General features: G+C 44.2%; 23 protein-coding genes. 9 read left to right on the plus strand and 14 right to left on the minus strand.

Annotation, left to right across the window (positions count from 1 at the left end; translation table 11 throughout):
- Positions 1 to 31: 31 nt before the first annotated feature.
- On the minus strand, positions 32 to 646 hold the full coding sequence (locus M3P07_RS13220; RefSeq protein ID WP_249970402.1) for a DinB family protein: 615 nt from the start codon (positions 644 to 646) through the stop codon (positions 32 to 34).
- Between the two features lie 316 nt (positions 647 to 962).
- On the opposite strand from M3P07_RS13220, the gene katG reads away from it, so the two are divergent.
- From katG to M3P07_RS13240, 4 genes are all read left to right on the plus strand, one after another.
- Positions 963 to 3,179, plus strand: coding sequence for a catalase/peroxidase HPI (gene katG / locus M3P07_RS13225; protein WP_249970403.1), 2,217 nt, complete (start codon positions 963 to 965; stop codon positions 3,177 to 3,179).
- Between the two features lie 90 nt (positions 3,180 to 3,269).
- The gene (locus M3P07_RS13230) at positions 3,270 to 3,752 is read left to right on the plus strand and encodes an ankyrin repeat domain-containing protein (RefSeq protein WP_249970404.1); all 483 of its coding nucleotides are present in this window, start codon (positions 3,270 to 3,272) and stop codon (positions 3,750 to 3,752) included.
- 5 nt (positions 3,753 to 3,757) lie between these two features.
- Positions 3,758 to 4,381 (plus strand): NUDIX hydrolase, encoded by a 624-nt coding sequence (locus tag M3P07_RS13235; RefSeq protein WP_249970405.1) that lies wholly within the window; start codon positions 3,758 to 3,760, stop codon positions 4,379 to 4,381.
- A 4-nt stretch (positions 4,382 to 4,385) separates the two neighbouring features.
- A complete protein-coding gene (locus M3P07_RS13240) occupies positions 4,386 to 5,159 on the plus strand; it encodes an amidohydrolase (protein WP_249970406.1) in 774 nt (257 codons plus the stop codon).
- Here the strand turns inward: M3P07_RS13240 and M3P07_RS13245 are convergent.
- Both M3P07_RS13245 and M3P07_RS13250 read right to left on the minus strand, forming a co-directional pair.
- Entirely contained in the window at positions 5,146 to 6,765 is a 1,620-nt protein-coding gene (locus M3P07_RS13245) for an Ig-like domain-containing domain (RefSeq protein WP_249970407.1), read from the minus strand. The genes M3P07_RS13240 and M3P07_RS13245 overlap by 14 nt on opposite strands.
- Before the next feature lie 63 nt (positions 6,766 to 6,828).
- Positions 6,829 to 7,524: a ComF family protein gene (locus M3P07_RS13250; protein ID WP_249970408.1), complete on the minus strand. Its 696-nt coding sequence runs from the start codon at positions 7,522 to 7,524 to the stop codon at positions 6,829 to 6,831.
- 48 nt (positions 7,525 to 7,572) lie between these two features.
- Here M3P07_RS13250 and M3P07_RS13255 point away from each other — a divergent pair, with 48 nt between their 5' ends.
- Both M3P07_RS13255 and M3P07_RS13260 read left to right on the plus strand, forming a co-directional pair.
- Positions 7,573 to 8,469: a hypothetical protein gene (locus M3P07_RS13255; RefSeq protein WP_249970409.1), complete on the plus strand. Its 897-nt coding sequence runs from the start codon at positions 7,573 to 7,575 to the stop codon at positions 8,467 to 8,469.
- Between the two features lie 35 nt (positions 8,470 to 8,504).
- Positions 8,505 to 10,046 carry a glycine--tRNA ligase gene (locus M3P07_RS13260; RefSeq protein WP_249970410.1) on the plus strand — a complete coding sequence of 514 codons (1,542 nt, stop codon included), beginning with the start codon at positions 8,505 to 8,507 and terminating at the stop codon, positions 10,044 to 10,046.
- Here the strand turns inward: M3P07_RS13260 and M3P07_RS13265 are convergent.
- The 3 genes from M3P07_RS13265 to dinD form a co-directional block, all read right to left on the minus strand.
- A complete protein-coding gene (locus M3P07_RS13265) occupies positions 10,043 to 11,710 on the minus strand; it encodes a formate--tetrahydrofolate ligase (RefSeq protein ID WP_249970411.1) in 1,668 nt (555 codons plus the stop codon). The two genes, M3P07_RS13260 and M3P07_RS13265, sit on opposite strands and share 4 nt — an antisense overlap.
- Positions 11,711 to 11,927: 217 nt before the next feature.
- Entirely contained in the window at positions 11,928 to 13,337 is a 1,410-nt protein-coding gene (locus M3P07_RS13270; protein WP_249970412.1) for an SUMF1/EgtB/PvdO family nonheme iron enzyme, read from the minus strand.
- A gap of 138 nt (positions 13,338 to 13,475) precedes the next feature.
- Complete coding sequence (gene dinD, locus M3P07_RS13275) at positions 13,476 to 14,315, minus strand: DNA damage-inducible protein D (protein ID WP_249970413.1); 840 nt, start codon at positions 14,313 to 14,315, stop codon at positions 13,476 to 13,478.
- 151 nt (positions 14,316 to 14,466) lie between these two features.
- Here dinD and M3P07_RS17805 point away from each other — a divergent pair, with 151 nt between their 5' ends.
- The gene (locus M3P07_RS17805; protein WP_284042166.1) at positions 14,467 to 14,589 is read left to right on the plus strand and encodes a hypothetical protein; all 123 of its coding nucleotides are present in this window, start codon (positions 14,467 to 14,469) and stop codon (positions 14,587 to 14,589) included.
- Positions 14,590 to 14,685: 96 nt separating this feature from the next.
- Here the strand turns inward: M3P07_RS17805 and M3P07_RS13280 are convergent, their stop codons facing one another.
- The 8 genes from M3P07_RS13280 to M3P07_RS13315 form a co-directional block, all read right to left on the minus strand.
- Positions 14,686 to 15,210, minus strand: a complete 525-nt coding sequence (locus M3P07_RS13280; protein ID WP_249970414.1) for a hypothetical protein — start codon at positions 15,208 to 15,210, stop codon at positions 14,686 to 14,688.
- A 550-nt stretch (positions 15,211 to 15,760) separates the two neighbouring features.
- A complete protein-coding gene (locus M3P07_RS13285) occupies positions 15,761 to 17,389 on the minus strand; it encodes a sulfatase family protein (protein ID WP_249970415.1) in 1,629 nt (542 codons plus the stop codon).
- A 61-nt stretch (positions 17,390 to 17,450) separates the two neighbouring features.
- Positions 17,451 to 17,855, minus strand: a complete 405-nt coding sequence (locus M3P07_RS13290) for a hypothetical protein (protein WP_249970416.1) — start codon at positions 17,853 to 17,855, stop codon at positions 17,451 to 17,453.
- 51 nt (positions 17,856 to 17,906) lie between these two features.
- Positions 17,907 to 18,422 carry a Crp/Fnr family transcriptional regulator gene (locus tag M3P07_RS13295; RefSeq protein WP_249970417.1) on the minus strand — a complete coding sequence of 172 codons (516 nt, stop codon included), beginning with the start codon at positions 18,420 to 18,422 and terminating at the stop codon, positions 17,907 to 17,909.
- A 30-nt stretch (positions 18,423 to 18,452) separates the two neighbouring features.
- Positions 18,453 to 20,516 carry a TonB-dependent receptor family protein gene (locus M3P07_RS13300; RefSeq protein ID WP_249970418.1) on the minus strand — a complete coding sequence of 688 codons (2,064 nt, stop codon included), beginning with the start codon at positions 20,514 to 20,516 and terminating at the stop codon, positions 18,453 to 18,455.
- Between the two features lie 33 nt (positions 20,517 to 20,549).
- Positions 20,550 to 21,656, minus strand: a complete 1,107-nt coding sequence (locus M3P07_RS13305; RefSeq protein ID WP_249970419.1) for a Gfo/Idh/MocA family protein — start codon at positions 21,654 to 21,656, stop codon at positions 20,550 to 20,552.
- Positions 21,657 to 21,694: 38 nt separating this feature from the next.
- A complete protein-coding gene (locus M3P07_RS13310; protein WP_249970420.1) occupies positions 21,695 to 22,246 on the minus strand; it encodes a cysteine hydrolase family protein in 552 nt (183 codons plus the stop codon).
- 28 nt (positions 22,247 to 22,274) lie between these two features.
- Complete coding sequence (locus tag M3P07_RS13315) at positions 22,275 to 22,793, minus strand: hypothetical protein (protein ID WP_249970421.1); 519 nt, start codon at positions 22,791 to 22,793, stop codon at positions 22,275 to 22,277.
- 128 nt (positions 22,794 to 22,921) lie between these two features.
- On the opposite strand from M3P07_RS13315, the gene M3P07_RS13320 reads away from it, so the two are divergent.
- Complete coding sequence (locus M3P07_RS13320) at positions 22,922 to 23,686, plus strand: exodeoxyribonuclease III (protein WP_249970422.1); 765 nt, start codon at positions 22,922 to 22,924, stop codon at positions 23,684 to 23,686.
- A 63-nt stretch (positions 23,687 to 23,749) separates the two neighbouring features.
- Positions 23,750 to 24,790, plus strand: coding sequence for an aldo/keto reductase (locus M3P07_RS13325; RefSeq protein WP_249970423.1), 1,041 nt, complete (start codon positions 23,750 to 23,752; stop codon positions 24,788 to 24,790).
- Positions 24,791 to 24,798 lie beyond the last annotated feature (8 nt).

A 24,798-nucleotide genomic window follows, 5' to 3' on the forward strand; every position in this document is an offset into this window, starting at 1 on the left:
AAAGGGTTTGCCAATAATTGTTAAACCAACCTTAGTCTACATTAGTGGGAAATAGCTTGTGGGCCATCACCTCCTTCATTTGGTTTGTATGTCGTTCCGTATGGCCAGACATGAACATGATAAGCTGTACGCCGTCGATGGTTCCGAAGGGCAGGTCACTGTTATACAAATTTCTTAGATCATCCTCCGTACTTTTCATATAATCAATATGCTCGTCCCTTTTGGCCATAAACGCTTTAATGGTTTCATCATGGGAACCAAATTTGCCGGAAGGTTCAAAAGCTTCAGATGTTTTAACCCGGTTGGAGCGGTCCTTAATTATCCCCATAAGCTGCTCATCGTTCATTTTAATGGAATCTTTTAAAGCAGGATTAGGGCCGGCAGCAATCGTTTTTTGGATCAATCCGCCAAAGGCATTTTCGGAAATGGTCAAATGCTCAACACATTCCGCAATAGACCAGGCATCTTCCCACGGCTTAAAGTTCAATTGTTCCTCGCTCAGACCCTTAAGAACCTTGGCCATTTGATCACGCGTTTGGGTAAGGTGATCTACAACCATTTTTCGGTCATCCTTGGATAATTTGGTCGTATCTGCACTAAAACTAAGAAGTAGTAGGGCGACCAATGGCAATATTAATTTTTTCATGTGTGATAGGTATTAGAATTAATTATGGGATTCTATCAATCTATAGGAGTGACGTTTAAAGATACTCCAATTGGACAGGTCGGGAATTTTTTTTGAAAAGCCCCCGTCCTGCTACCTTCAAAGATAGTGTATAATTTGACCACTGAAAGGGGTAAATCTGCCAAAATAAGGGAAACAATGTGCTTGCTTCCATGTTTTCAATCATAGATAATATTTATGTTTTTATAATATTTTAATATAAATTATCTATAATTGTCGGAGTAGCTTTTTTAACTTTATAAAGGTTTAAAAAATCATATTAAAACAACATACTATCATGAGCAAGGAATTAGCAGATTCAACGGGAAATGGCATGGATGAGAGCATGTGCCCTTTTCTTAACGGAACACTCCAGCAAGGAGCCGGTGGAGGTACCTCAAACAAAGATTGGTGGCCCAACCAACTCAACCTAAACATCTTACGTCAGCACTCCAATTTGGTTGACCCGATGGATGAAGATTTTGACTATGCAGAGGAATTTAAGTCATTGGATTTGGACGCTGTGAAAAAGGACCTTACCGATTTAATGACCGATAGCCAGGATTGGTGGCCCGCGGATTATGGACATTATGGCCCCTTCTTTATCCGAATGGCTTGGCACGCAGCAGGAACCTACCGAATCGCAGATGGTCGTGGAGGTGGGGGAACCGGTGCCCAGCGTTTTGCGCCCTTGAACAGTTGGCCAGATAATGCCAATCTCGACAAGGCCAGATTACTACTTTGGCCCATCAAACAGAAATATGGCAAAAAAATCTCCTGGGCGGATCTATTGATTCTGGCAGGTAACATTGCCCATGAATCCATGGGATTAAAAATGTTCGGGTTTGCAGGAGGTCGAGAAGATATCTGGCAACCGGAAGAAGATATTTATTGGGGTTCGGAGGCTGAATGGCTCGGCAATGCCGATAGGTACAATGAAAAAGGGGAGCTCGAAAAACAAATTGGTGCGGCTCATATGGGATTGATCTATGTAAACCCTGAAGGGCCGAATGGAAATCCTGACCCCGTTGCTGCAGCACATGACATTCGCGAGACCTTTGGCCGTATGGCGATGAACGATTATGAGACCGTGGCCTTAATTGCAGGGGGACATACTTTTGGAAAAACACATGGGGCTGCCAGTGATGCCGAGTATGTGGAGGCCGAACCGGCCGGGGCATCCATAGAAATGCAAAGCATGGGGTGGAAGAACAACTTTGGCACCGGAATGGGGAGCGATACCATTACCAGTGGGATAGAGGGAGCCTGGACCGATACCCCTGCGCAATGGAGCCATAAATTTTTGGAAAACCTGTATGCCTACGAATGGGAATTGACCAAAAGTCCTGCAGGTGCACATCAATGGAAGCCCATAAACGGGGAAGGTGCTGGAACAATTCCGGATGCCCATGATCCGGAGAAAAAGCATGCACCATTTATGTTGACTACGGATTTATCCTTGCGAATGGACCCGGAATACGCGAAAATCTCCAAACATTTCTTAGATAATCCAGAGGAATTTGCTGATGCCTATTCCCGTGCCTGGTTTAAGTTGACCCATCGGGATATGGGACCTGTGAGTCGTTATCTGGGTTCCGATGTTCCGAAAGAGGAATTGATTTGGCAAGACCCGGTACCTGCGGTAGATCATGAGCTGATCAACGATAATGATGTTGTGGCTTTGAAGTCAAAGATATTGGATTCAGGATTGTCAATCTCCCAATTGGTATCGACCGCATGGGCATCTGCCTCCACTTTCCGTGGTTCGGATTTCCGAGGTGGAGCAAACGGAGCACGAATCCGCTTGGCTCCCCAAAAGAATTGGGAAGCGAATAATCCTGCGCAACTTGCGAGGGTTTTGGAGACTTTGGAAAATATTCAAAATGAATTTGGAAAGAAAGTATCCCTTGCCGATTTGATTGTTTTAGGAGGATGTGCCGCTGTTGAACAAGCTGCAAAGAATGCAGGTCACAACATTACAGTGCCATTTACCCCGGGACGAACCGATGCTTCTGCAGAACAAACGGATGCAGAATCCTTTGACGTTCTTGAACCGGTTGCAGATGGATTCCGAAATTACCTAAAGAGCAAATATTCGGTAAAGTCCGAGGAATTGTTGGTGGACAAAGCTCAATTGTTGACGCTTACCGTGCCTGAAATGACGGTTTTGGTTGGAGGCATGCGTGTTTTGGATACCAACGTAGATAAATCCCATAACGGTATGTTCACCCATAGAACGGAAACCTTGACCAACGATTTCTTTGTAAATCTGTTGGATATGGGAACATCCTGGTCTGCACAATCGGATGACGAAGAGGTGTTCGAAGGCCGAGATCGTAAAAGCGGAGAGGTAAAATGGACCGGGACAAGGGTAGACCTTATCTTTGGATCCAATACTGAACTTAGGGCCATTGCCGAGGTTTACGCCAGTAGCGATGCACAAGGAAAATTTGTTTCCGATTTTGTTGCCGCTTGGAGCAAGGTGATGAACTTGGACCGATTTGACCTAGCGTAAAAAGCTTAAAAAGAAAAAGAAAATTAACGTTAAAAGACTGTCACCACCGAAAAGGTTGTGGCAGTTTTTTGTTACCTTTCAATACTTAAAATGAGCAAAAAAGAAGACTTTTTCAATGCAATACGTAATGGGGATACAGCAACCATTTCAAGCCTATTGGAAGCGGAAAAAACCCTGCTTGAATCTAAGGACGATAGAGGGTCCACACCTTTAATTTTGGCTACCTATTACAATCAGCAAGAAATTACAAAACTGCTTTTGGAAAAGGGAGCAGGTATAGATGCCACCGATGGTTCGGGGAATACGGCTTTGTTGGGTGTTTGTTTTAAGGGATATGCAGAATTGGCAGAGCTGTTGATCAAATCCGGATCCAATGTCGACCACATAAACTCCATGGGAGCCACTGCACTCATATATGCAGTAACCTTTAATCGAGTAAATATTGCCCAATTGTTGCTTCAACATGGTGCGAATTCAGGTATTAGGGATGCACGTGGAAATACCGCTTTGGAACAAGCTAAAATGCAGGGGAATCAGGACTTGGTAAACCTATTGGAATCATCAACTCAATAAACAATATGGATTCAAAAGAGCAACTTAATCTTATCAAGCGCATAAAGGCTTTGGCCGAAACAGGATTGGTGTATACAGAAAACGATTATGACAAGGAGCGCTATGAGGAGCTCAAGGATATCAGTTTAAAATTGATGGCATTTGTTGCTGATGAACCGATCTCTGTAATTCAAGACTTTTTTATGCCCCAACAAGATTATCCCACCCCAAAGGTGGATGTTAGAGGGTTTGTGCTGAATGAAAAGGACGAAATTTTGATGGCTCGGGAAGGCATTGACGGCAAGTGGACCATTCCTGGGGGTTGGGCGGATATCGGCAATACTCCATCAGAAATTGCAGTGAAGGAAATCGAGGAAGAAACAGGAATACAAACCGAGGTGGTTCGGTTTTTGGGAGTCTATGATAAACAAGTACACCCTCACCCACCAGAACCCTACTATATCTACAAGTTGATGTTTTTGTGCAGAATTACCGGGGGCGAACTCAAAGCTGGGTTTGATATGCTCGATGCTAATTTTTTCCCCTTGAACCAATTACCCGAACTTTCTGAAGAACGTATTTTGGAGAGCCAGTTGAAACATTTGTTCCATTTGGCAAAATCATCCGAAGCAAAGGTTTATTTCGATTGATGGTATGGCAGGTCAACTAAAAATTGCGATTGTCCAAACCCCCTTGCTATGGGAGAACCCTGAAGGGAATCGTGCGATGTTTGAGGAAAAGATCAAGGGAATCCAAGATAAGGTAGACTTGGTCATTCTTCCCGAAATGTTCACCACTGGGTTCACAATGGAACCTGAAAACATTCCTGCCTCCGAAGGACCCAAAACATTGGAATGGATGGAAAGGGTAGCTGCCGAACAAGATATAGCCTTACTCGGAAGTATGGTATTTCGGGAAAACGGCAACAATTTCAATCGGCTTTATTTTGTTGCACCTAATCTGGAAACCCAGGCGTACGATAAAAAACACACCTTTACGCTGGCCGGGGAAGACAGAGTGTATACTGCAGGAAACGAAAGATTGATTGTCGATTTTAAGGGATTTCGAATTTGTCCTATGATTTGCTATGATCTTCGCTTTCCAGTTTGGGCCAGAAATACGGTTGACTATGATGTTTTGATTTATGTGGCCAATTGGCCAAAACCGCGAATTGTAGCTTGGGATACCTTATTAAGGGCAAGGGCCATCGAAAATATGGCATATTGCATTGGAGCCAACCGGATTGGGGAAGATAATCTAGGTCATGAGTACGCTGGACATTCCGCGGTGTATGATGTGCTAGGAGGCACCTTGGCGTATTCGGAAAAAGAAGAAGTTCTATTTGCTGAATTTGACAAATCGCACATTGCAACCTATAGAAACAAGCTCAAGTTTCTGGACGACCGGGATTCCTTTAGTTTGAAATAACGAAAGTTTGCTCCAATTCCCAATTGGCACGTACGTCAATGACATCGGGATAGTAGCTAACCTTTTCGGGCTGTATTTTCTGTAAATAACTTCCAGTGTCCCAAACCCCATTTCCATTAGCATCAAAAATTACGCGAAGGTTGTACTGGCTAGGCTCAAGATGCTTGAATTCGAAAATTTTCGGTTGGTCCGCATACAATTCGCGTAAAGTTTCCCCCCTATCGTTGGTCAACTGGGCTATAAGCGGATAGCTTACCGCTCCCCCTACATTGACCCGTAGGTTTCCAAAATCTGCATAGCTCCCCGTTGAAAACCTATAATTTATGGTGTCGTTCTGTATTCCAAAAAAGTCTGTGATTGCCCCGGGCATAACTTCCATGGAATAGTTTTGGTTGGGCTCCAACTCAAAATCAAAATCCACCTTGTTTTCAAGGGAATCCAAAACCATGGTATAGGGCATATTGATGGTATCGCTTACAAAAAGTGCAATTTGACTGGAATCTAAAGTAGCTATTGGGGTAGTGGCCAAAATGCTGAAAGTATCCTCAAAATTGATTTGCCCACCAGCTGACGAACTCAACCGAAGGGAATCCATGGGCAATTTTCTTGTTTTGACGGTAAAAGTGTCCACCATTTCCATTTTTTCATTACTTACCGTAAATATGATGGAATCCAATTCGGTTGGTGTAAACCAAAAATCCAAGGTGTCCTTTTCCCGATCTTTTAAGATGGTAGTTTTTACAGAATCGGCCAATTCAGTCAAGCTCTCAATTTTCATGTCCCTATAATCCCCTTGAAACCCAAACAAGATATGGTTGCTAGCTACAAAGCTCGGTACCGATGCACTGTAATCCGGTTTTTCCTGGAATAAGTTCAGCAGATAAACCGAATCTGTGGGAATGGTAATGGTATCATACAAAAAACCAATTTTGTCTTGCCGTTGGTTGAACTTGTTGTTTTTGTTCACATCCTTGATGGCCACCAAAGAATAGGTCCCTGCCTTTAAGTTTTTCAATTCAAAAAAGGGTAAACTGTCCAAGGTGTTGGTGATATAATTGGGAACCGATTTATACACCGTGGAATCCGTGTATGCGGTATCTATTTCATAGAGCATTACACTGATAAACTCATCGGCCTTTCGATTAAAAGCATCCTTTACTGCTCCGGAAAGGGATAGCGAGTCAATATACGTTCCTGTGGAGAACACATAGGTGAGAAAGCTGTTGGGATTTCCTTCATTGTTATCCACAATGCTTTGCCCAAAATTAAGGGTGTAAGTCGTGTTTTCCCGTAAAGTATCCTTTAGAATTATTTCGATATACTTGTTCGCTCCACCAAGGGGTCTTATTTCCGGAGGATATTCTAAGGGGGGGGAAACAATAAGTTGTTTCTGTACATCTTCCAGTTTAATGAGTTCGTCAAAGTACAGGCGTATTCTCTCGGCCTTAAATTCAGTGGTGAAATTCTCGGGTTCCGTACGGATTAATACTGGGGGAGTAAGGTCTTTGGGCCCTCCTGTGGGATTGCCCCGTCTTGCACATTGCCAAAGGGCCAGCCCCATCACTAGGAGAAATAATAAGCTCAACAGTTTTTTAACGTACCGCATGCAAAACTTGTGTGGGACAAAGAAACAACTAATTTAAAAAAGGAAAACAAGCCTTAAGAAATTTTAACCCGTGGGAACCACAGCCATACTTAAAATTGAGATTTTGATGGCTCCCAGGCCTTGCAGTGATTTGGCACAGGCCTCCAAGGTGGCTCCCGTGGTAATTACATCATCCACCAACAATAGGTGTTTTGGAAGGCTCCCTAATTTTGGCCCAAGTTGAAAAGCATCTTTGGTATTTTCCCAACGCAATTGCCTGTCTTTTTTGGTTTGGGTTTTGGTGTTGACACTTCGTAGTAAAATATCATCCCTGTATTCGGCGCTAATGGAAGTAGCAATATTTTGGGCAAAGAGAGCAACTTGGTTATACCCTCTTTTTCTTTGTTTTTTAGGGTGCAAGGGAACTGGAATTACCGCATCCACATCCTGGAGATGAGGTTCGTTCTCGAGGACAGAACCGCACCAATTTCCCAAAAACCCTCCTATTTGCTCTTGGTTTTTGTACTTTAAATGGTGCAAAAGGTTCTTAACAACCCCGTTTTTGGCAAAAAACACAAAGGATGCCGCTTTTTTTATAGGAATCCTCCCATAAAATATACGATCTATCGCATTTTCGTCACGGAAGTTATAATCGGTGAGTGGCACTTCATGTCGACAAACGGTACACAATACGCTTTCTCCTCTGGATAATTGCGCATTACATCCAAAACATACCATTGGCAATAGTATGTTGTGAATCTCGTTTAGTATCTTAGCCAACCTTTTAGGGATCAAATCTTATACGCGTTATAGTAGCCAATTAACCTCATGGATGCCCAAGATAACAATTTCAACTACAAGATTATCTTTGCTGCCCTAGTAGCAGTCATTGTGGGTATTCTCATAGCTTTTTACTACAGTTATGCCCAATCCAAGAACCAAATGAACTTTTTGGAGCAGGAAAAGTCACTCTTGGTGAAGGACCTTACCTTGATGAAAGCCGAAGTAGATCGCCTGTCAGGATTGAACGAGGTGAGTGAAATCGAGCTTCAAACTTCGCGATTTAGGGTGCAACAACTATTGGACTCTGTGGGAAGGTTGAATTTTAGCATCATGAAACTGAAGGAGACCCGGAAGGAACTGCGCATGTTGGAAATCAAATTTGATAGCCTTAAGCTCAAAAACAACTTCCTTAGATACAACAATAGCCTTTTGGCCGAACGTTATGAGGAGACCCAAAAGCAATTGGATGAACTTCGTGGACGTGCAAGCAATATGGAAAGGGCAGAATCCCTGCTAAGGGAAACCAACAGGGAATTGGCACGGGAACTCAAGATAAAAAGCTATCTAAAACTCCAGGATGCAGAGGGCAGTGGTTTTCGTTTAAGAGCAGGAAGACCGTTGAAGACCAACAAAGCTTCCACGATAGAAAAACTAAGGGGGTGCGTTACCGTAATGGGCGACCCCAACGAAGAAGGCAATGTTCGGGTATTATACCTGCAGTTTTTGGATCCCAATATGGCCGTGATCGAGGACAATGCCAATACCATATCGGTAAGTGGCAACACCTACAGCAAAAAAGTAGAGATTCCATATACTGGAAAAGAGATCAGTATCTGTGATGCCATTACGGTTCCAGAAGGCTCGCTTTCCGAAGGAATTTACACCCTAAATGTCTTTGAGGATGAAAGACTCTTGGCCTCTGCCGAATTTCAGTTGAAATAACCCTTGTTTTTTTGGTAAAGTTCTATTTTTGCCGCATGGCAAAACAAGAAGACGTTTTTAAGAAGGTAATCTCCCATGCCAAGGAGTATGGGTATGTGTTCCAATCCAGTGAGATTTATGATGGCCTGAGTGCAGTGTATGACTACGCACAAAATGGGGTTGAGTTAAAAAAGAACATCCGGGAGTATTGGTGGCAAGCCATGGTGCAGCTCAATGATAACATTGTGGGTATCGATGCCGCTATTTTTATGCACCCCACTACCTGGAAAGCTTCTGGACACGTGGACGCCTTCAACGATCCTCTAATCGACAATAAAGATTCCAAAAAGAGATATCGTGCCGATGTCCTAATAGAAGACCATGTCGCCAAAATAGAAGCGAAAATTGATAAGGAAGTGGCAAAGGCCGCCAAACGTTTTGGGGATAGCTTTGATAAAAAGCAATTTTTGGAAACCAACCAGCGCGTTCTGGACTATCAGACTAAGGCCGATGGCATTCTAAAGCGTATGGGAAAATCCCTTGAAAATGAGGATTTGGCCGATGTGAAAGCCCTGATTGAAGAACTGGGAATAGCCTGTCCGTTGTCGGGCTCCAAAAACTGGACGGATGTAAAGCAATTCAATTTGATGTTCGGCACCAAATTGGGTGCCTCCGCGGATTCTGCCATGGACTTGTACCTAAGACCGGAAACTGCCCAGGGGATTTTTGTGAACTTTCTTAATGTTCAGAAAACGGGACGGATGAAGATTCCTTTTGGAATAGCCCAAACCGGAAAGGCATTTAGAAACGAAATCGTGGCGCGCCAATTCATCTTTCGTATGCGGGAGTTTGAACAGATGGAAATGCAGTATTTTATTAAGCCTGGTACCCAACAGGAGTGGTATGAAAAATGGAAGGAAAAACGTATGAAGTGGCACCTTTCCTTGGGTATGGGCGAGGACAATTACCGTTTCCACGATCATGAAAAATTGGCCCACTATGCCGATGCCGCTGCGGATATCGAATTTAAATTCCCATTTGGTTTTAAGGAATTGGAGGGGATCCATTCCCGTACCGATTTTGATTTGAGCCAGCACGAGGAATATTCCGGGAAAAAACTCCAATATTTCGATCCAGAGGAAAACAAGAGCTATGTACCCTACGTTTTGGAAACTTCCATTGGATTGGACCGAATGTTCTTGGCCGTTTTCTCCAACTCCCTCAAAGAGGAGGAGCTGGAAAATGGAACTACCAGAACCGTCCTAAAAATTCCAGCGGTTTTGGCTCCAACAAAAGCGGCAGTACTACCGTTGTTAAAGCGTGATGGCTTGCCAGAAGTTGCCAACAAGTTAATCGATGAACTTAAATGGGATTTCAATGTGATCTATGACGAAAAAGATGCCGTGGGCCGTAGGTACCGAAGACAGGATGCCGCAGGAACACCTTTCTGTGTTACCGTAGATCACCAAACTTTGGAAGACGATACGGTAACCATCCGCCATAGGGATACCATGGAACAACAACGCGTAAAACTATCCCAGGTTAAGGAGATTATCTCCAAAGAAGTGGATATGCGGTATTGGTTGCAAAAAATCTAGAACAAACCTGTAATCTCCCCATCATCATTTACATCTATCCCTTCGGAAGAGGGTTGGGCGGGTAAGCCAGGCATCCGCATAATATCACCTGTGATCGGGACCAAAAAGCCCGCACCCACGGCAATTTCTATTTCCCTAACGGTAATGATAAAGTCTTTGGGCCTTCCTAAAAGTTTAGGGTTGTCCGACAAGGATTTCTGGGTCTTTGCAATGCAAACAGGCAAATGGTCCAAGCCCAAATTGGCAATTTTCCTGAGATGTGCTTTGGCCTTGGAGGTGTAATCCACGTGTTCGGCCCCATAAATTTCCGTGGCTATGGTGGCAATCTTGTCCATCACGGATGATTCCCAGTTGTACAAGGGGGTAAAGTTGGATTTCCTAGATTCCACCACCTCAATAATATGTTGTGCCAGTGCTTCGGCGCCCTCTCCACCTTTGGCCCAAACTTCGGCCAGAGCCACCCGGACACCCTTGGATTTGGCCAACTCCTTAATCACAGCAATCTCTTCGTCCGTATCGGTCACAAACTTGTTGATAGCAATCACAGGCACCACATTGAACTTGGCTATGTTCTCCAAATGTTTCTCCAAGTTGGGCAATCCCTTTTTCAGGGCGTCCACATTGGGTTCGGTCAGTGATTTTAGGTCGGCTCCCCCATGGTATTTTAAGGCCCGGATAGTTGCTGTAAGCACCACAGCTTTAGGTTTTAATCCCGCACTTTGGCATTTGATATCGAAGAATTTTTCAGCCCCAAGGTCAAATCCAAAACCGGCTTCGGTAACGGTATATTCAGAGTAGGACATCCCCATTCGGGTGGCAATCACAGAATTGGTCCCCTGTGCAATATTGGCAAATGGCCCGCCGTGGATAATGGCCGGATTCCCTTCTATGGTCTGCACCAAATTGGGCTTGATGGCATCTTTAAGCAAAGCGGTCATGGCACCTTCGGCCTTCAAATCCTTGGCATAGATGGGTTCTTTGTCAAACGTATAGCCCACAAAAATGTTCCCGAGACGTTTTTTAAGGTCGTTAAGGTCTTCGGCCAAACAGAGAATGGCCATGATCTCCGAAGCGGCGGTAATATCAAATCCGGTTTCCCTTGGAATCCCGGATGTGGTTCCACCCAAACCCACAATGATATGGCGAAGCGAGCGGTCGTTCATGTCCATCACCCGTTTCCAGCCTATGGTTCGTGGGTCTAACCTAAGCGAACGGGTCTTGCTTTGGATGTTATTATCGATGACAGCAGAGAGGAGGTTGTGTGCCTTTTCTATGGCTGCAAAATCGCCCGTAAAGTGCAGGTTGATGTCCTCCATAGGCAATACCTGGGAGTGACGACCACCGGTCGCCCCACCTTTGATCCCAAAAACAGGGCCCAGAGAAGGTTCCCGAAGTACTACGGTGGTCTTTTTGCCCAAACGGTTCAAACCCTCCGTAAGACCAATGGACATGGTGGTCTTTCCCTCGCCCGCAGGGGTAGGGGAAATGGCAGAGACCAAAATGAGGTTGCTTTGTTCTGCTTTTGCCTTATCAATCGCCTGTAAAGGCAGTTTGGCCTTGTACTTCCCGTACATTTCAATAGATTCTGGATCTACTCCAAATTTTTTCGCAATGTTCTCAATAGGCTGTAGGGTAACGCCTTTGGCGATTTCCAAATCGGTCATAGGTAGCTGTTTTGTATTAGTCAGGAGAACGAAAAAGCATTTCGTTTTTCACCTTACAAGATACTATAATAGCAGGAGTAATTTTTATGATAAACCCCACTTTTTGTATCCTTCCCTTTAGGATAGATACTAAATAAGGTTTAAGCGTTGTGAACAGTTTTGTTCGAAGACTAAACAGGCATCAAATAAGGATACGACAGGCCTTGATAGCGCCAATTTAATCGATACTTCTAACAAATCTCGCGCTATAAGCATTGTTGCGCATGGCGCCGTGCCAACCTCCGTAACGGCGATAAGCGACCGGACTAAACGGATTAAACTCCTGGTATTCTTGGTTATGCCCATAGAAACCTCCACCACGAAAACCGATACCCCCATCAGACTCACCATAGGGCCAATCCTGTACATCGGCAGTTCCGTTAGCGGACAGAACACCATCCCCATGCACACCGGTAAAAGCTCTTCCCTTTGAATGCCCAACCGTAATTACCCGTTCCCAAACACTTCCGGCCAGATCCATAACCCAATAGTAGGAAGCCCCGAAATGGGCTTTGGTCTCATCTGTCAAATGGGATTCATCCCAACTGTTCACCATGCCCAAGGTTCTGTCGGGATTAGGGATGCGTTGTATTTTTTCCTTGCTATGGGTGCCCCAAGGAAAATCATGTGCCTTTGGGGGGGAGGTCCCTCGTGCGGCCTTGGTATATTCAAATTCTGTCATAGGGCGTAATCCGGCCCAATCGGCAAAGGCCATGGCATCGTCCCATCCAAAGAACAAACAGGGTTTATTTGGGTTTGGGGTGATGTATTTCCCATTTTTAGGGGTGATGGTCCCGCCTTGGGAAGCATAACGCCTCTCCGTATGTATGATCCTCGCAGCGGATTGATCCGGCCGTAAACTGTTTAAAAAAGCCACATATTGGCCTTCGGTGGGTTCATATTTCATCATATAAAAAGGGGAAACACCCTTGGGATAGGTAGCTGGAATTGGACCCTGTTGGTCCCCTTCATATAAGTACTCGCCAGAATTGTAAAACAAGTCCCCGGTTTCCGAAACTGTCAACACTTGGTTTTGGGAAGTAATTTCGACCAGGCCCGAAGGCTTCCCTCTTTTGTTCGGGGCATAGAAACTGCCAAATTCTTGGGCTGCTGGGTCAGGGTCGCCCAAGGTAAATCCCCCTTGGGGAATATTGACCATCTCTATGCCATAGGCATTAAAATACCACCCTCTTTGGTCTACATCCCTAAAACTGGGTCTATCCAAATTTATTTTTAAGGTGACTTCCACACGGCCTCGAAATGTGTTACCAGGTTTTAGGAAAAGCCCTGTACCATCTTTGGGAACCTCAAATTCTAGCTTGGGATCATTGGAAAATACGGAAACCACTTTGTGCCCCTCTTGCGCCACCTTGATATGCGCATAACCCCCTTCTTCGGAAATGGACTTAAAAAACAGCCAGACCGCATCGTGGTTGTTGGTATTGTACCAAGAGTTGTCCCAGCTTACGTTGAACAGGGTATAGGCCTGTCCTGGCTCGATATAAAGCAAGGGTGTTGAAACTTTAAGATTGGAGGCCCCAACAGAAAGGGATAGGGCAAAAGCAAGGAGGGAAAAGCAGTACTTCATGGTAGTTTAGATTGATTGATGAATGTTTGCCCAAGAGGAATGTAGACCTGCTTGATGCTCTTTAAAGTTAGCGAATTCACCTGACTTTTAAGGCCAAGTGTATATTCTTGGCAACCTCCAATTAAAAATATGTTGGGGCTATTTTAGCTTGTCTGGATTATTGTCCAACTTTTTGGTTTCGGAGCCCACTCTGCGTTCCAATTTTTTCACGTCTTCTTCCGCTGGGAGTTCTTCTGGCTTAATACCTCTTTGTAGCATGATTTTACGAACAGATTGGTTGTTGGTAATGTGTTCAGCCGAGATTTGTTTTTCGGTTTCAAGGCTCTTGTCTTTGGTGTTGAATACCGTTATTTCCGTAGCAAAGTCCTTGGCCTTAATGGTTATCGTAGGTAGAAAATCGGTTAAAGCCCTGTTTTTTGGAACACCGAGTTTGTCCTTCATTTGCCGGGTACTTTTCCCAAATAATGCTTGATCTCCCTTACTGCGGATGATTCCAAAGTTTTTGTTGTTTCCGGTATATTCATAGATAAGCTCGGATAGTTCTTTTTCTGATAGGCTTAGTTTTTGCCTGGCCTGCAAACGCTCCCAATCTTTGATGCGTTGCTCAATGACCTCCAACTTTCGGGTCTGGATGGCAAAGTAGTTCTGTGCGAATGCAATTTGTTCCTTACGGGAATCCCCATTTTGGGCAATAAGATAACAGGCGTAGCGGGTTAGCATTATATCGTCTATCTCCCGCTCACTGCCAGAACCTAGATTTACCATTTTGTTGACGTCAACAAAATGGTCTGAGATAGTGTTACCGGATGCTTCGCACGCTATTTTTCCTTTAACGATAACTTTTTGGAAATTACGCCATTCGGTGTACCCCAATAGATGTTGCAAGTCCCTTGCAAACCAAAACTCAATGCCATTCTCCGTTGTATGGGAATGACCTTCAAAATTGTTGGATAATGATTTGATTACTTCTGATTTCATGTTGCCATTTGATTAGGTTAATAGATTTGGGGATGCTACGGGCTCATACAAGATAGCAAAAGAAGTGTGGACTCATTAAAACCATGAAATAAAAATGAAAAGCTACTAATTAGTAGTAATTATTTAATTCTCACATTAGTACATTAGTCCCATGCCAAAGGAGTCCCAAATCGAGCAATTGAACAATTTGATCAAAGATGGTTATGGTTCCCCGGAGCGTATGGCGCAGAAGTTGGACGAGCTTGTTTTTATGTTACACTATTTGGAGAAATAGGTTTTTACCTCGCGAGAGATTCGAAGTTCGGCAGATTTGCTACGGGCGTTGGGAGAGGTTTTGAGGTAATCAACCCACACTGAACCATAGCCATTGTCATAGATCATTATTTATACGTACGTCAATCAATTTCAAATAGCGTTGTCTATTTTTTCCACTCAAAATCGTTTCCGCCATCATTCTTTTGTCTTGGGTCGACTTGTAATAATTCTCAAAAGATTTAGCCCGGATATTCATGTGGTAATTTAGGTAACGTTCAGTGAACTTATAATATTCAAGACTTTTGGAATTCCATTGGTGTGTATTATACTCTTGGAAAATATTAGAATAGAACGTATCCGATTCTGGATTTTTAATAAGGCTTTCCACTTGATCGGGAAAGTTTTGCTCGAACCAGTTTAAGTATTTGTTCAAATGCCCCAGATAAATTTCAGAGTAAACATAATTGTCGAAACTGTTCCCTGTTTCGATGTTTTTCCGATCAACCGCTTTCAGATCAAAATCCCTCTCAATCAGCATTTGCTCCCAACAGGTCTTATAGTCAGATTTTACATCATAATCCAATTTGCCCTTGCCGATGCTATTTGAGTTTAAATAAAAGTCCCTCAATTGGACTTGCAAAGCACCAGAGTTATCCGGGCTACTTATAGAATCGATACTTTTTGTTTCTGTCCAATTTATGTTGATGCTCTCCTCATTTGAAATGTAAAAAGTAGGGATCGATGTGAAGAATTTTTCACAATTTCCAAAAAAATAGGTTTGTGGTGCTGTACTATATATTTGGTATGTAAATGGTTTGAATTTTTCGGTTGAAATTGAAACCAATTTTGAGTTTAGATCATGTCTTTTGAATTTAAACGCTCCATTTTTTAAAATTGCCGTTGAATCGATGGTGAAATTCTCGTTCAAGTTGTCAAAATGATCAATTTCATTTAGATAAACTGTCCCTGATTCAACGGAATTTATTTTTCCATAAATTATTGTCCCCGTTTTATTAGTTTCTTTTTTACAGGATAAAATGGTTGCCACTAAAAATAATATGAGGTACAGGCTTCTCATTAGTTGATTTGTAACTGGTTTGTAACGATGTAAGATGCATCTTTACATTCCAAATATAGGTTATAGACAGTCTAGAAGGTGACGGATATCTGTATCAAATGGGATTCTTTAGCTAAAAAGACACTAGAAACTCCACCACTTCGCTCGCCTTAAACCCAATCCGATGCGCCACAATTTCAAGTTGGGTTTCATTTTCCACGGTAAAGGGAGTACTGTACACTTGCCATTCAGATGGGATACTATCTTGTAGGGTTCGGTAGCCAATACTGGCTCCTTGGGTGGGGCATTCCATGCTAATTTCGCTGTCCACTTGGAGCACCACAGGTTTTTGAGTCACAGGTTGTTCGTCTGCGCCTTGCCAGAGCTGGGCAATCAGTTCCCGTTCGGGCAGGTTGGGCTGATCGCCAATTTCGGTGAGCCAACGGTCCATTTCTGTACTTAGCTCCTGGAGTTTTTCGGCATATTGGGGTTGGCCAGCCAGATTGTTTATTTCGTGGGGGTCGTTTACGCAATCGTAGAGTTCTTCTTTGGGTTTACTTTGCTTAAACCAAATAGACTGCACTTCGTTAAGCGTTCCCTTGTCGCGCATACGCAAGAGTTCCTGCATGGTAGGAATGCGCTCCCGATAGGTATTGGCTAAATAGTTGCCCTGTTCGGGTCTATAGTTTCGAACATATTTATAGCGGTTGTCCCGCACCGCCCGGATGGCATCGGTTACTCCATCAAATCGGTCTGCCGCCCCGTGGATGTATTGCCTTTGCTGCTCATCTTCCAAAAAGGTTTGGCCTTGTAAATAATCGGGTGGGGTTTGCCCGGCCAAAGTGAGTACCGTAGGTACAAAATCAATAAAACTGATAAGTTGGTCGTCAATGGTTCCGGCCTTCTTTTTGTCCGGGAAGCGTACGATCATGGGAACATTTAGCCCGGAATCGTATACCAATCTCTTTTGTCGTGGCAAGGGCCCGCCATGATCGGCATAGAAAAAGATAATGGTGTTGTCCATTAGCCCGTCTTCCTCCAACTGACCTAAAATTTCCCCAACCTGACGATCCATAAGCGCAATGTTATTGTACATTTTCCAAAGGTCGCGGCGCACCACTTCCGTATCTGGCAAATAAGGTGGAATGGGAAATGGAGTATCCTTGGAGATGACTTCTTCCCTTTCGTAAGGTTCAAAAAGCCCGGATTCATGGGTAACCCCAAAATTAAAAATGGAATAAAACGGTTGCCCGGGCTTTCGGTTTCTCCAATGGCCGTCTTTTCCATTTTGATCCCAAGCCGTTACGGGTGCTTTAAACTGATAATCGTTTTTGGCATTGTTGGTACAGAAGTAGCCCACCTTTCGCAATTGTTCGCTGAGCATTTTTACCTCGGGTGGGGGAATGGCCTCATAGGCTGGTAATCCAGTTACCTCAGTATAGGAATGCGTGCGCATATGGCTGGCCCCAATGCTGGTGGGGTACATGCCCGTAGCTATGGCCGCCCGGCTCGGCGCGCAAACCCCGGATGGCGAATAGAGATGGGTATAGCGAACCCCTTCGGAAGCCAATTTCCTAAGGTGGGGCGTAACCACCGTGGAATCCCCAAAGGGTGGAATATAAGGACCCATATCTTCAACCACCAACCACAAAATGTTGGGTGGTGGAGTATCGGCAATAGACTTTTCTTTGGGTTTTGGGTTGCAGGCCCCAATCAGGACCAAAAGGAAGAGGGCGAAGAAGCATTTCAATCGGAACATCATGTGATAAAGGAGGTTGGATGTTCAAATATAGCAATTAGTCGCCCCAAAGTTGTTGACGTAATTAATCAAAGGGCAATATATCAGGCTCCAAATAGCGTGCCTTGGCTTCTTCTGAGTTAAAGATGTCCATGGAATAATGCGAATTGATCAATCCCTTAAAATTGGTTTTCAGTTGGGGAAATTCCGTCAAAAAACCTGGAAAATGACCAGCCTTGGAGTTACCCATAAAATGATGGATCATTTGTATGGAGGCCACAGTCAAAGTGGTGTTGTATTTGTCGTCTGCTCCATGATGGGCAACGAAGGCCGTAAGTTGGGTGCAAATGTTTTCCAAGGCGATTTCCAGGCCATATTGCTTGAGATGTATCCAGGCCAACCTTAGGTGCGCTTCATGATCAAAATGCGTTACTGGTAAAAGGCATTCTCGAAAAGCCTGTTCAAATTCACGGTCTGTTAATGTATCCATTGTTTCAATTTTAACGAATACAAAGCAACGGACAACAGCCCTCTTTCCCGTTTACATTTGTTGAGAAAACTGTTTTCGAGCCCTACTTAATTGCGTGGGGGTGATACCCAGATAGTTAGCAATGTAGTAATGTGGAATCCTGTTGAGCAAGCCGGGATAATCCTCGAGAAAACGTTTGTATTTTTCCAAGGAAGTGAGATTGAGCAGTGACACCAATCTGGATTGCAATTGATGGTTCAACTTTTGGAATTCCCGGGTTATGATTTCGGTTATCTGGGGATCCTTGTTCACCCACGACATCACTTCTGCATAATTGGCAATGGAAATTCGGCAATCCATCATCGCCTGAATGGACATGTTCATTTTAGTATTGGGCAGAAAACTTCCCACCACCATATCGCCTTCTTGATAGAAATGGGTGGTGACTTCATTCCCGTCTTGGTCATAAACAAAACCTCGTAAAACCCCTTCCTCGATTTTGCCAATTTTGGAACAGGGCTTTCCGAACTCCAGAAAGTAATCTTCCTTATTTAGTTTTTCTATGCTATGGATGGATTCATTTAACATCAATTGCCCATAGATTGCTTTCCATCAAAATTAGAAAAGATAGCCTAAGCGTACCCCTCCGTAGACGTTGCGGCCATTTCCCGGATAAAAATAACGGGGTGGCGCTCCTCCAAAACTGGAGGCATTGATCAATACGCTTTGCGCATAATTGGTATCGAACAGATTGTTGATACCTGCATTCAATCCCAAAGAAATGCTGCTGGACAGACTAGTCTGATAGGCGAATTTAGCATGCAGTACATTAAAGGATTCACTGTTAAGTGAGTTGTTGTCCCTTAAAGGGATTTCATCCACAAATTGATGGGTAAGATTCAGTTGTAGGCCATTGGAATGCTGTAAGTCCAAGCCTGAACTAAGGCGGTGCTTGGGAACTCCGGTCAGTGGATTTCCGGAATAGTTGTTGTCCCCATCCATAAAATCCACAAAATTATGATCGCTAAAGGTATAGCTTAAGTAAGGAGATAGTTGAAGGCCTTCACAAAGAGGCAGCACATATTTGGCATCGAGTTCCAATCCTTGGTGACGGGTCTCCCCGGCATTCCTTCCAATAAATTGATCGTCGCCAACGCGCTGTGCCACCAACAGATTGTTGATGTTCATCCGGTAAAGCGCAAAGTTGAAATTAAGCCGAGGCTTTAAAAAAGTTAGTTTACCACCCAGCTCATAATTGGTGCCAGTTTCCTGGGCAATATTGGGATTGATCACCCCGTCTGGGGTCAAAGTTTCCTCCAAGCTCGGATTGGAAAATCCGCGACTCACATTGGCGTACAACCATCCTTTTTTCAACTGGTATTTTAGCCCCAAACTGGGAAGCAAAATCGCATCAAAATCCCTTTCGGCAGAAGTGTTGTCCACTCCCGTATTAAAGAGATCCCTAAAATCGTAATGGGTGCTGTTGAGATTAAGGCCTGCTTGGGCATAGAATGCATTGGACAAAGGGAGGGTAAAGGTACCAAATAGGTTTAATTGGTCCCGGAACTCCCGATTTCGACTTAGGCGGTCGCCCTGCAGGCTTCCATTTCCATTGTTGTCCCCAAACAAATTTTGAAAGGTGCCCCAATGATATTCGTCTTTGTACAATTCCAGCCCAAAACTGTATTCCCCCGTGAACAAATTCCCACCTTGGAACTGGCTTCGCAAACCAAATCCATTGGTAAATTCATCCAGAATATTGAAAGGTCGGGGCTCGTAATGGTCCAAATAGGTGTAGTAGATGCTGGTGGTGTTGCTAAAGTTCTCTGTAAACTCATGCGAATACGATAGTCCCATCAAAGAGTACTTATTGGCCTCGAAACCTTGGGCCGCCAACCAGTTTCCGGCGGCACGTGTTGGGTCTTCATCAAAATCACTTTGGTTGATGGAACTGGGAATCTGTGCTGTATAATCGATATAATTGACCAAAATGCCCAAACTGCTTTTGGCACCAAGATTAATTTCCGAAGCCAACAAAAATCCGTCCCGCTCAAAGTTGTTGTTCTGGCGATAACCATCAGTTTTAAAATGATTATAGCTAAAGCTTAACTCCAGATTTTCATCTGTATGTTGAAAGCTGAGATTATCCTTGACCATGCCATAAGAACCTAGGGTAAAACTGTTGGTAAGGCGGGTTTCGTTTTCAAAAGTGGATTTGGTGTCCAGTAAAATGGCCCCACCCAAATTGGACCCAAAAGCAGTTCCCTTAGGCCCTTTGATGACCTCCATGGATCCCAAATTTTCAAAATCGAAGGCTTCGATAGTTGAGGACCCTGTACCATTGGTCACAGGGATGCCGTTAAAATACAAGCGAAGCTTATCGGTGCCAAAAAGTGTACGCGCACCTACCCCACGGATGGTAATTCGGTTCGTATTTAAGGCTCCAGATAGGATATAAACCCCAGATACTTGATTTATGGCAGAGGCAATATCAATGGGATTGAATTTTTCAAAAGTGGATGGCCCCAAGGTGGAGGAAGCGGTAATCCCAGTTGCTCTTTTTGGGACCACATCTTCCAAGAGAATGATCTCATCCAATTGGGTAATGGTATCTTGTTGGGCCTGTTGAGCAACAGCGGAAAATGCCATCAGGCATAAGAGGCACGAAGTAAATTTTTTCATGAATGGGTCGAGTTATGGTAGCGATTGATGATCTTATTTTTTTAGCGTGATGGTCTTTCCTTTTTTGGCACTTTTGCGGGCAGCGTCCAAGATTTCCATGACCACGAGGTTGTTCTCTATGGAATATAGATTGTGGGGAGGAAGCTTGACTTTGTTTCGAATGACCGCCTCCAACAAAGCAAAAGGATCGTTATAGGGTGCCGGACGTTCTTCCAAAACCATTGTCTTTTCATCATAACCATCATAGCCTTCTGCCATTCGTATGCGTAGCGTATTTCGGTTATCGGCATAAATGGCTCCAGTAAGCCCGTAAATTTCCATGTCCTTGCGGCCTATGGGCCAATTCCATGAAGGTTCCAGAATAGCTTGGGCATCGTTATAGGTGAGGATGATAGTGGCATCATCATCCACTTTGGGATTGTTTTCCGGTTGCAATTGTTGGGTTACCGCTGTCACCGTATTGGGGCGTTCCCCATTGCGGAGCCAGGTCATTAAATTGGCCCCGTAACAACCAAAGTCCATGATAGCACCCCCACCATTTTCTACCGGGTCGAACAGCCAATCCAAAAATTCTTGGTTGATGCCCAATTTGGCCGGCCCTCGATGCCCATCCCGCACAATGACTTTGCGAAGCGCTCCCACCTTACCTTGATCCAAGAGTTCCTTGGCCTTATGGTTGGTAGGGTGCCAGGTGGTTTCATAATTGGTCAGCACTTGAACATTATGTTTTTGGGCCAAGGCCGCCATTTTTTTGGCGTGGGCAAAGCTTACGGCCATGGGTTTTTCCACCATCACATGAATGCCTTTTGGCGCACAGACCTCCACGACTTCCAAATGGCTAAAAATGGTTCCAAAAGCGGCAACTGCCTCCGGTCGAGTTGCAGCAATCATTTCGTCTAGCGTATCAAAAACCAAGTCCATGGAATATCCATATTGGTCGGCATACCGTTGTGCAAGTTCCCTGTTAGGCTCCACCATGCCCACAAGCTCAACATCCCCTTGGTCTTCCCTGCCCAAAATCCAATGCACATGGGTATGGGTCAAGCCGGCAATTCCAAGACGTAGGGGTTTTTCCTGTGAAAATGCTGATGGCAGAAATAGCAAAGCACAGAGGAGGAGGGCAATTGTGGTTCGGAACATGGGAGTTGAATGTTATATCGTATAAAAATAAGAAGGAATTAGCCAAGTTCCCGTAACAAAGTTTGGGTATCCTGTATGGTGGCAAACTCATCCTTTAGGTTGGCAAGCTCGATATTATGTGTAAGTTCGGCACTATAGTTCTCCCCATTTACCCCTACTTTATTGAAGGCGGCGGTAGCATCAGAAATCAAGGTTACCGTAAAACCCAAATTGGCGGCCATTCGCGTTGAGGTGGAAACGCAGTGTTCGGTGGTAAGACCCACAATAACCAAATCCGAAATATTTTGTGCTTTTAGCTGGGATTCCAAGTCCGTTCCAATAAAGGCGCTGTTCACAGTTTTCTGGAAAATGGGTTCACCTGCCTTGGGTTGGACCGAAGGGTGAAAATGGTTTCCTGGTTTATCGGGGTGCAATGGGGATTCCGAATTGACGGAACAATGCTGCACATGGAATATGGGCAGTTTCCTTTCCCGAAAAGCAGCTAGTATTTTGCCGCTATTGGCTTCGGCTTCGGGGTTGTTCCGCTCTCCGCCATAATAATCAAATTCTTGGAGTCCCAATTGGATGTCTATCAATAGTAAGGCTGTCATGGAATGGATTGAGCCTTAAAAATACGGCTTAAAACCTAAATCCAACAGACAGGGCCCCTCGAAACATAAAGGTGTCCTGGAATACTTCAGGGTTTACATTCCTCCCTACACCGCCATAGATTTCCAAAGTAAAATTATCACTGGGGGTCACCCATTTATTTCCCAATCCCAGTCCGAGGGCCACGGTACTGAATTTGTCATTTCTTAGGGAAATGTTGTTTTCCAAATCCACTTCATCCCAAGTGTAATAGAGACCAAACGCTTCCACAAAAACACCGCTACGGGGTTGATAGCCAAAATAGGCTCTAAGGTTGGGACCAATGCCGAAGTCGCCGTTATAATCCGTGGCATCGTTGTTAAAGTATACAGTGCCACCAAAACTGGTGTCTTCGGTAAAGTAGTATTCGTAGGAGCCTTCCGCAGAGCCTGTTGCCAAGAACATTCCGGCATTGAACTTCAGTTCATGGTTGTTGTCATATCTGGGATAAGCTTGGGCGTTTATTAAAAATCCGCTGAGCAAAATGCCCAAAAACAAGAGCTTTTTCATAATCCAAAATTTGATTTCACAGTGAGATAATCAATTAGTGTTCCAAATTCCTTGGGCGCTTTCGGAGCTTTGCCAATTCTATTTTTCCGTGCGCTACACTTTGGTTATTTTTAGAAAAAATTTCGTCCATGAAGATTGTTTCCTATAACGTTAATGGAATTCGTGCCGCATTGAACAAAGGCTTTATTGATTGGCTTACATCGGTTGACCCGGATGTGGTCTGCATACAGGAGACCAAGGCCATGAAGGAGCAGGTGGATGTCTCCCTTTTTGAAGCTGCGGGATATGGCCACCATTATTGGTTTAGTGCCGAAAAAAAAGGATATAGTGGGGTTGCCTTGCTTTGCAAGGAAAAACCCGACCATGTTGAATACGGTACAGGAATAGATTATATGGATTTTGAGGGAAGGAATATCCGTGCCGACTTTGGTGACCTTTCCATCATGAGCATGTATTTGCCCTCGGGAACCAACATGGCCCGCTTGGAGCACAAACTCATGTATATGGCCGATTTTCAAAAGTATGCCGACGGGCTTCGAAAGGAGCGTCCCAATCTCGTTGTATGCGGGGATTATAACATTTGCCACGAGGCCATAGATATCCATGATCCTGTTAGAAATAAAAATGTATCCGGATTTTTACCGGTAGAACGGGAATGGATCGGTAATTTCATTAAGAGTGGATTTATTGACAGTTTTAGACACTTCAACAAAGACCCCCACAACTACACCTGGTGGAGTTATCGTGCCAATGCCAGGGCAAACAACAAGGGATGGCGCTTGGACTACGGTATGGTCAACGATTCTTTAAAGGACAGGTTAAAGCGGTCGGTGATTCTTTCAGAGGCAAAACATAGCGATCATTGCCCCATACTTCTTGAAGTGGAAAAATAACAATTTACTTAAAAGGCGGAAATGAGGATTGAGTATTTTTGCCAGTCTAACACCCAATTATAAATGAAATACACCCGACTACCACATACCGATATCAAAGTCAGTAAAATTTGTTTGGGAACCATGACCTGGGGTCGACAGAATACAGAGGAAGAGGGACATGAACAAATGGATTACGCCTTTGACCAGGGCATTAATTTTTTTGATACCGCCGAACTTTATCCCATTCCACCTAAAAAGGAAATTTACGCGGTAACTGAAGAAATTATTGGGAGCTGGTTCAAGAAAACCGGGAATCGGGACAAGGTGGTGCTTGCCACCAAAATTGCGGGAAGGGCAGAATTTACAAAGTATATCAGGACCACAGGTTTTAGCAAGGATTCCATTATCAGTGCAGTAGAAGGGAGTTTGAAACGTTTACAGACCGATTATATTGATCTGTACCAGTTGCACTGGCCAGAGCGCAACACCAATTTTTTCGGACAACGTGGATTTAATGCACATTCCATAGATCCTTGGGAAGATAATATCCATCAGGTGTTGGAGACCCTTCGGGATTTGATTGTTGAAGGAAAGATCAGACATGTGGGATTGTCCAACGAAACACCTTGGGGAACCATGCGGTACTTGGAGGAGAGCAAGGTCCACCAGGATTTGCCAAGAATGCTTACCATCCAAAACCCCTATAGCTTGTTGAACAGGCTTTACGAAGTTGGGCTTTCCGAAGTTTCCATGCGCGAGGACATTGGTCTTTTGGCCTACTCACCCTTGGCTTTTGGAGTGTTGAGCGGCAAATATTTGGATGCCATACCACCAAGAAAATCACGTTTGGCCTTGTTTCCGCATTACGATCGCTATAGCGGGGAAACAGCCACCTCGGCAACCCAAAAGTACAATGAACTGGCGGCAGCACATGGTCTAACCCTGGCACAAATGGCCCTTGCCTTTATCAATACGAGGCCCTTTGTGACGAGCAACATTATTGGGGCAACTACCATGGAGCAATTGAAGGAGAATATTGGCAGCATTGATGTTGACTTGTCCGATGAGGTGATCCAGGGCATTGAGGGAATTCATAGCGCAATTCCGAATCCAGCACCTTAGTTCTTTTT

It is taken from the genome of Flagellimonas myxillae (genome assembly GCF_023502235.1).
GTDB lineage: Bacteria > Bacteroidota > Bacteroidia > Flavobacteriales > Flavobacteriaceae > Flagellimonas > Flagellimonas myxillae.

What these genes read in the sequence shown, in the direction of transcription:
- M3P07_RS13220 (WP_249970402.1), bottom strand. Translation starts at nt 646, where the DNA reads ATGAAAAAATTAATATTGCCATTGGTCGCCCTACTACTTCTTAGTTTT.
- katG (WP_249970403.1), top strand. Translation starts at nt 963, where the DNA reads ATGAGCAAGGAATTAGCAGATTCAACGGGAAATGGCATGGATGAGAGC.
- M3P07_RS13230 (WP_249970404.1), top strand. Translation starts at nt 3,270, where the DNA reads ATGAGCAAAAAAGAAGACTTTTTCAATGCAATACGTAATGGGGATACA.
- M3P07_RS13235 (WP_249970405.1), top strand. Translation starts at nt 3,758, where the DNA reads ATGGATTCAAAAGAGCAACTTAATCTTATCAAGCGCATAAAGGCTTTG.
- M3P07_RS13240 (WP_249970406.1), top strand. Translation starts at nt 4,386, where the DNA reads ATGGCAGGTCAACTAAAAATTGCGATTGTCCAAACCCCCTTGCTATGG.
- M3P07_RS13245 (WP_249970407.1), bottom strand. Translation starts at nt 6,765, where the DNA reads ATGCGGTACGTTAAAAAACTGTTGAGCTTATTATTTCTCCTAGTGATG.
- M3P07_RS13255 (WP_249970409.1), top strand. Translation starts at nt 7,573, where the DNA reads ATGGATGCCCAAGATAACAATTTCAACTACAAGATTATCTTTGCTGCC.
- M3P07_RS13260 (WP_249970410.1), top strand. Translation starts at nt 8,505, where the DNA reads ATGGCAAAACAAGAAGACGTTTTTAAGAAGGTAATCTCCCATGCCAAG.
- M3P07_RS13265 (WP_249970411.1), bottom strand. Translation starts at nt 11,710, where the DNA reads ATGACCGATTTGGAAATCGCCAAAGGCGTTACCCTACAGCCTATTGAG.
- M3P07_RS13270 (WP_249970412.1), bottom strand. Translation starts at nt 13,337, where the DNA reads ATGAAGTACTGCTTTTCCCTCCTTGCTTTTGCCCTATCCCTTTCTGTT.
- dinD (WP_249970413.1), bottom strand. Translation starts at nt 14,315, where the DNA reads ATGAAATCAGAAGTAATCAAATCATTATCCAACAATTTTGAAGGTCAT.
- M3P07_RS17805 (WP_284042166.1), top strand. Translation starts at nt 14,467, where the DNA reads ATGCCAAAGGAGTCCCAAATCGAGCAATTGAACAATTTGATCAAAGAT.
- M3P07_RS13285 (WP_249970415.1), bottom strand. Translation starts at nt 17,389, where the DNA reads ATGATGTTCCGATTGAAATGCTTCTTCGCCCTCTTCCTTTTGGTCCTG.
- M3P07_RS13290 (WP_249970416.1), bottom strand. Translation starts at nt 17,855, where the DNA reads ATGGATACATTAACAGACCGTGAATTTGAACAGGCTTTTCGAGAATGC.
- M3P07_RS13295 (WP_249970417.1), bottom strand. Translation starts at nt 18,422, where the DNA reads ATGTTAAATGAATCCATCCATAGCATAGAAAAACTAAATAAGGAAGAT.
- M3P07_RS13300 (WP_249970418.1), bottom strand. Translation starts at nt 20,516, where the DNA reads ATGAAAAAATTTACTTCGTGCCTCTTATGCCTGATGGCATTTTCCGCT.
- M3P07_RS13305 (WP_249970419.1), bottom strand. Translation starts at nt 21,656, where the DNA reads ATGTTCCGAACCACAATTGCCCTCCTCCTCTGTGCTTTGCTATTTCTG.
- M3P07_RS13310 (WP_249970420.1), bottom strand. Translation starts at nt 22,246, where the DNA reads ATGACAGCCTTACTATTGATAGACATCCAATTGGGACTCCAAGAATTT.
- M3P07_RS13315 (WP_249970421.1), bottom strand. Translation starts at nt 22,793, where the DNA reads ATGAAAAAGCTCTTGTTTTTGGGCATTTTGCTCAGCGGATTTTTAATA.
- M3P07_RS13320 (WP_249970422.1), top strand. Translation starts at nt 22,922, where the DNA reads ATGAAGATTGTTTCCTATAACGTTAATGGAATTCGTGCCGCATTGAAC.
- M3P07_RS13325 (WP_249970423.1), top strand. Translation starts at nt 23,750, where the DNA reads ATGAAATACACCCGACTACCACATACCGATATCAAAGTCAGTAAAATT.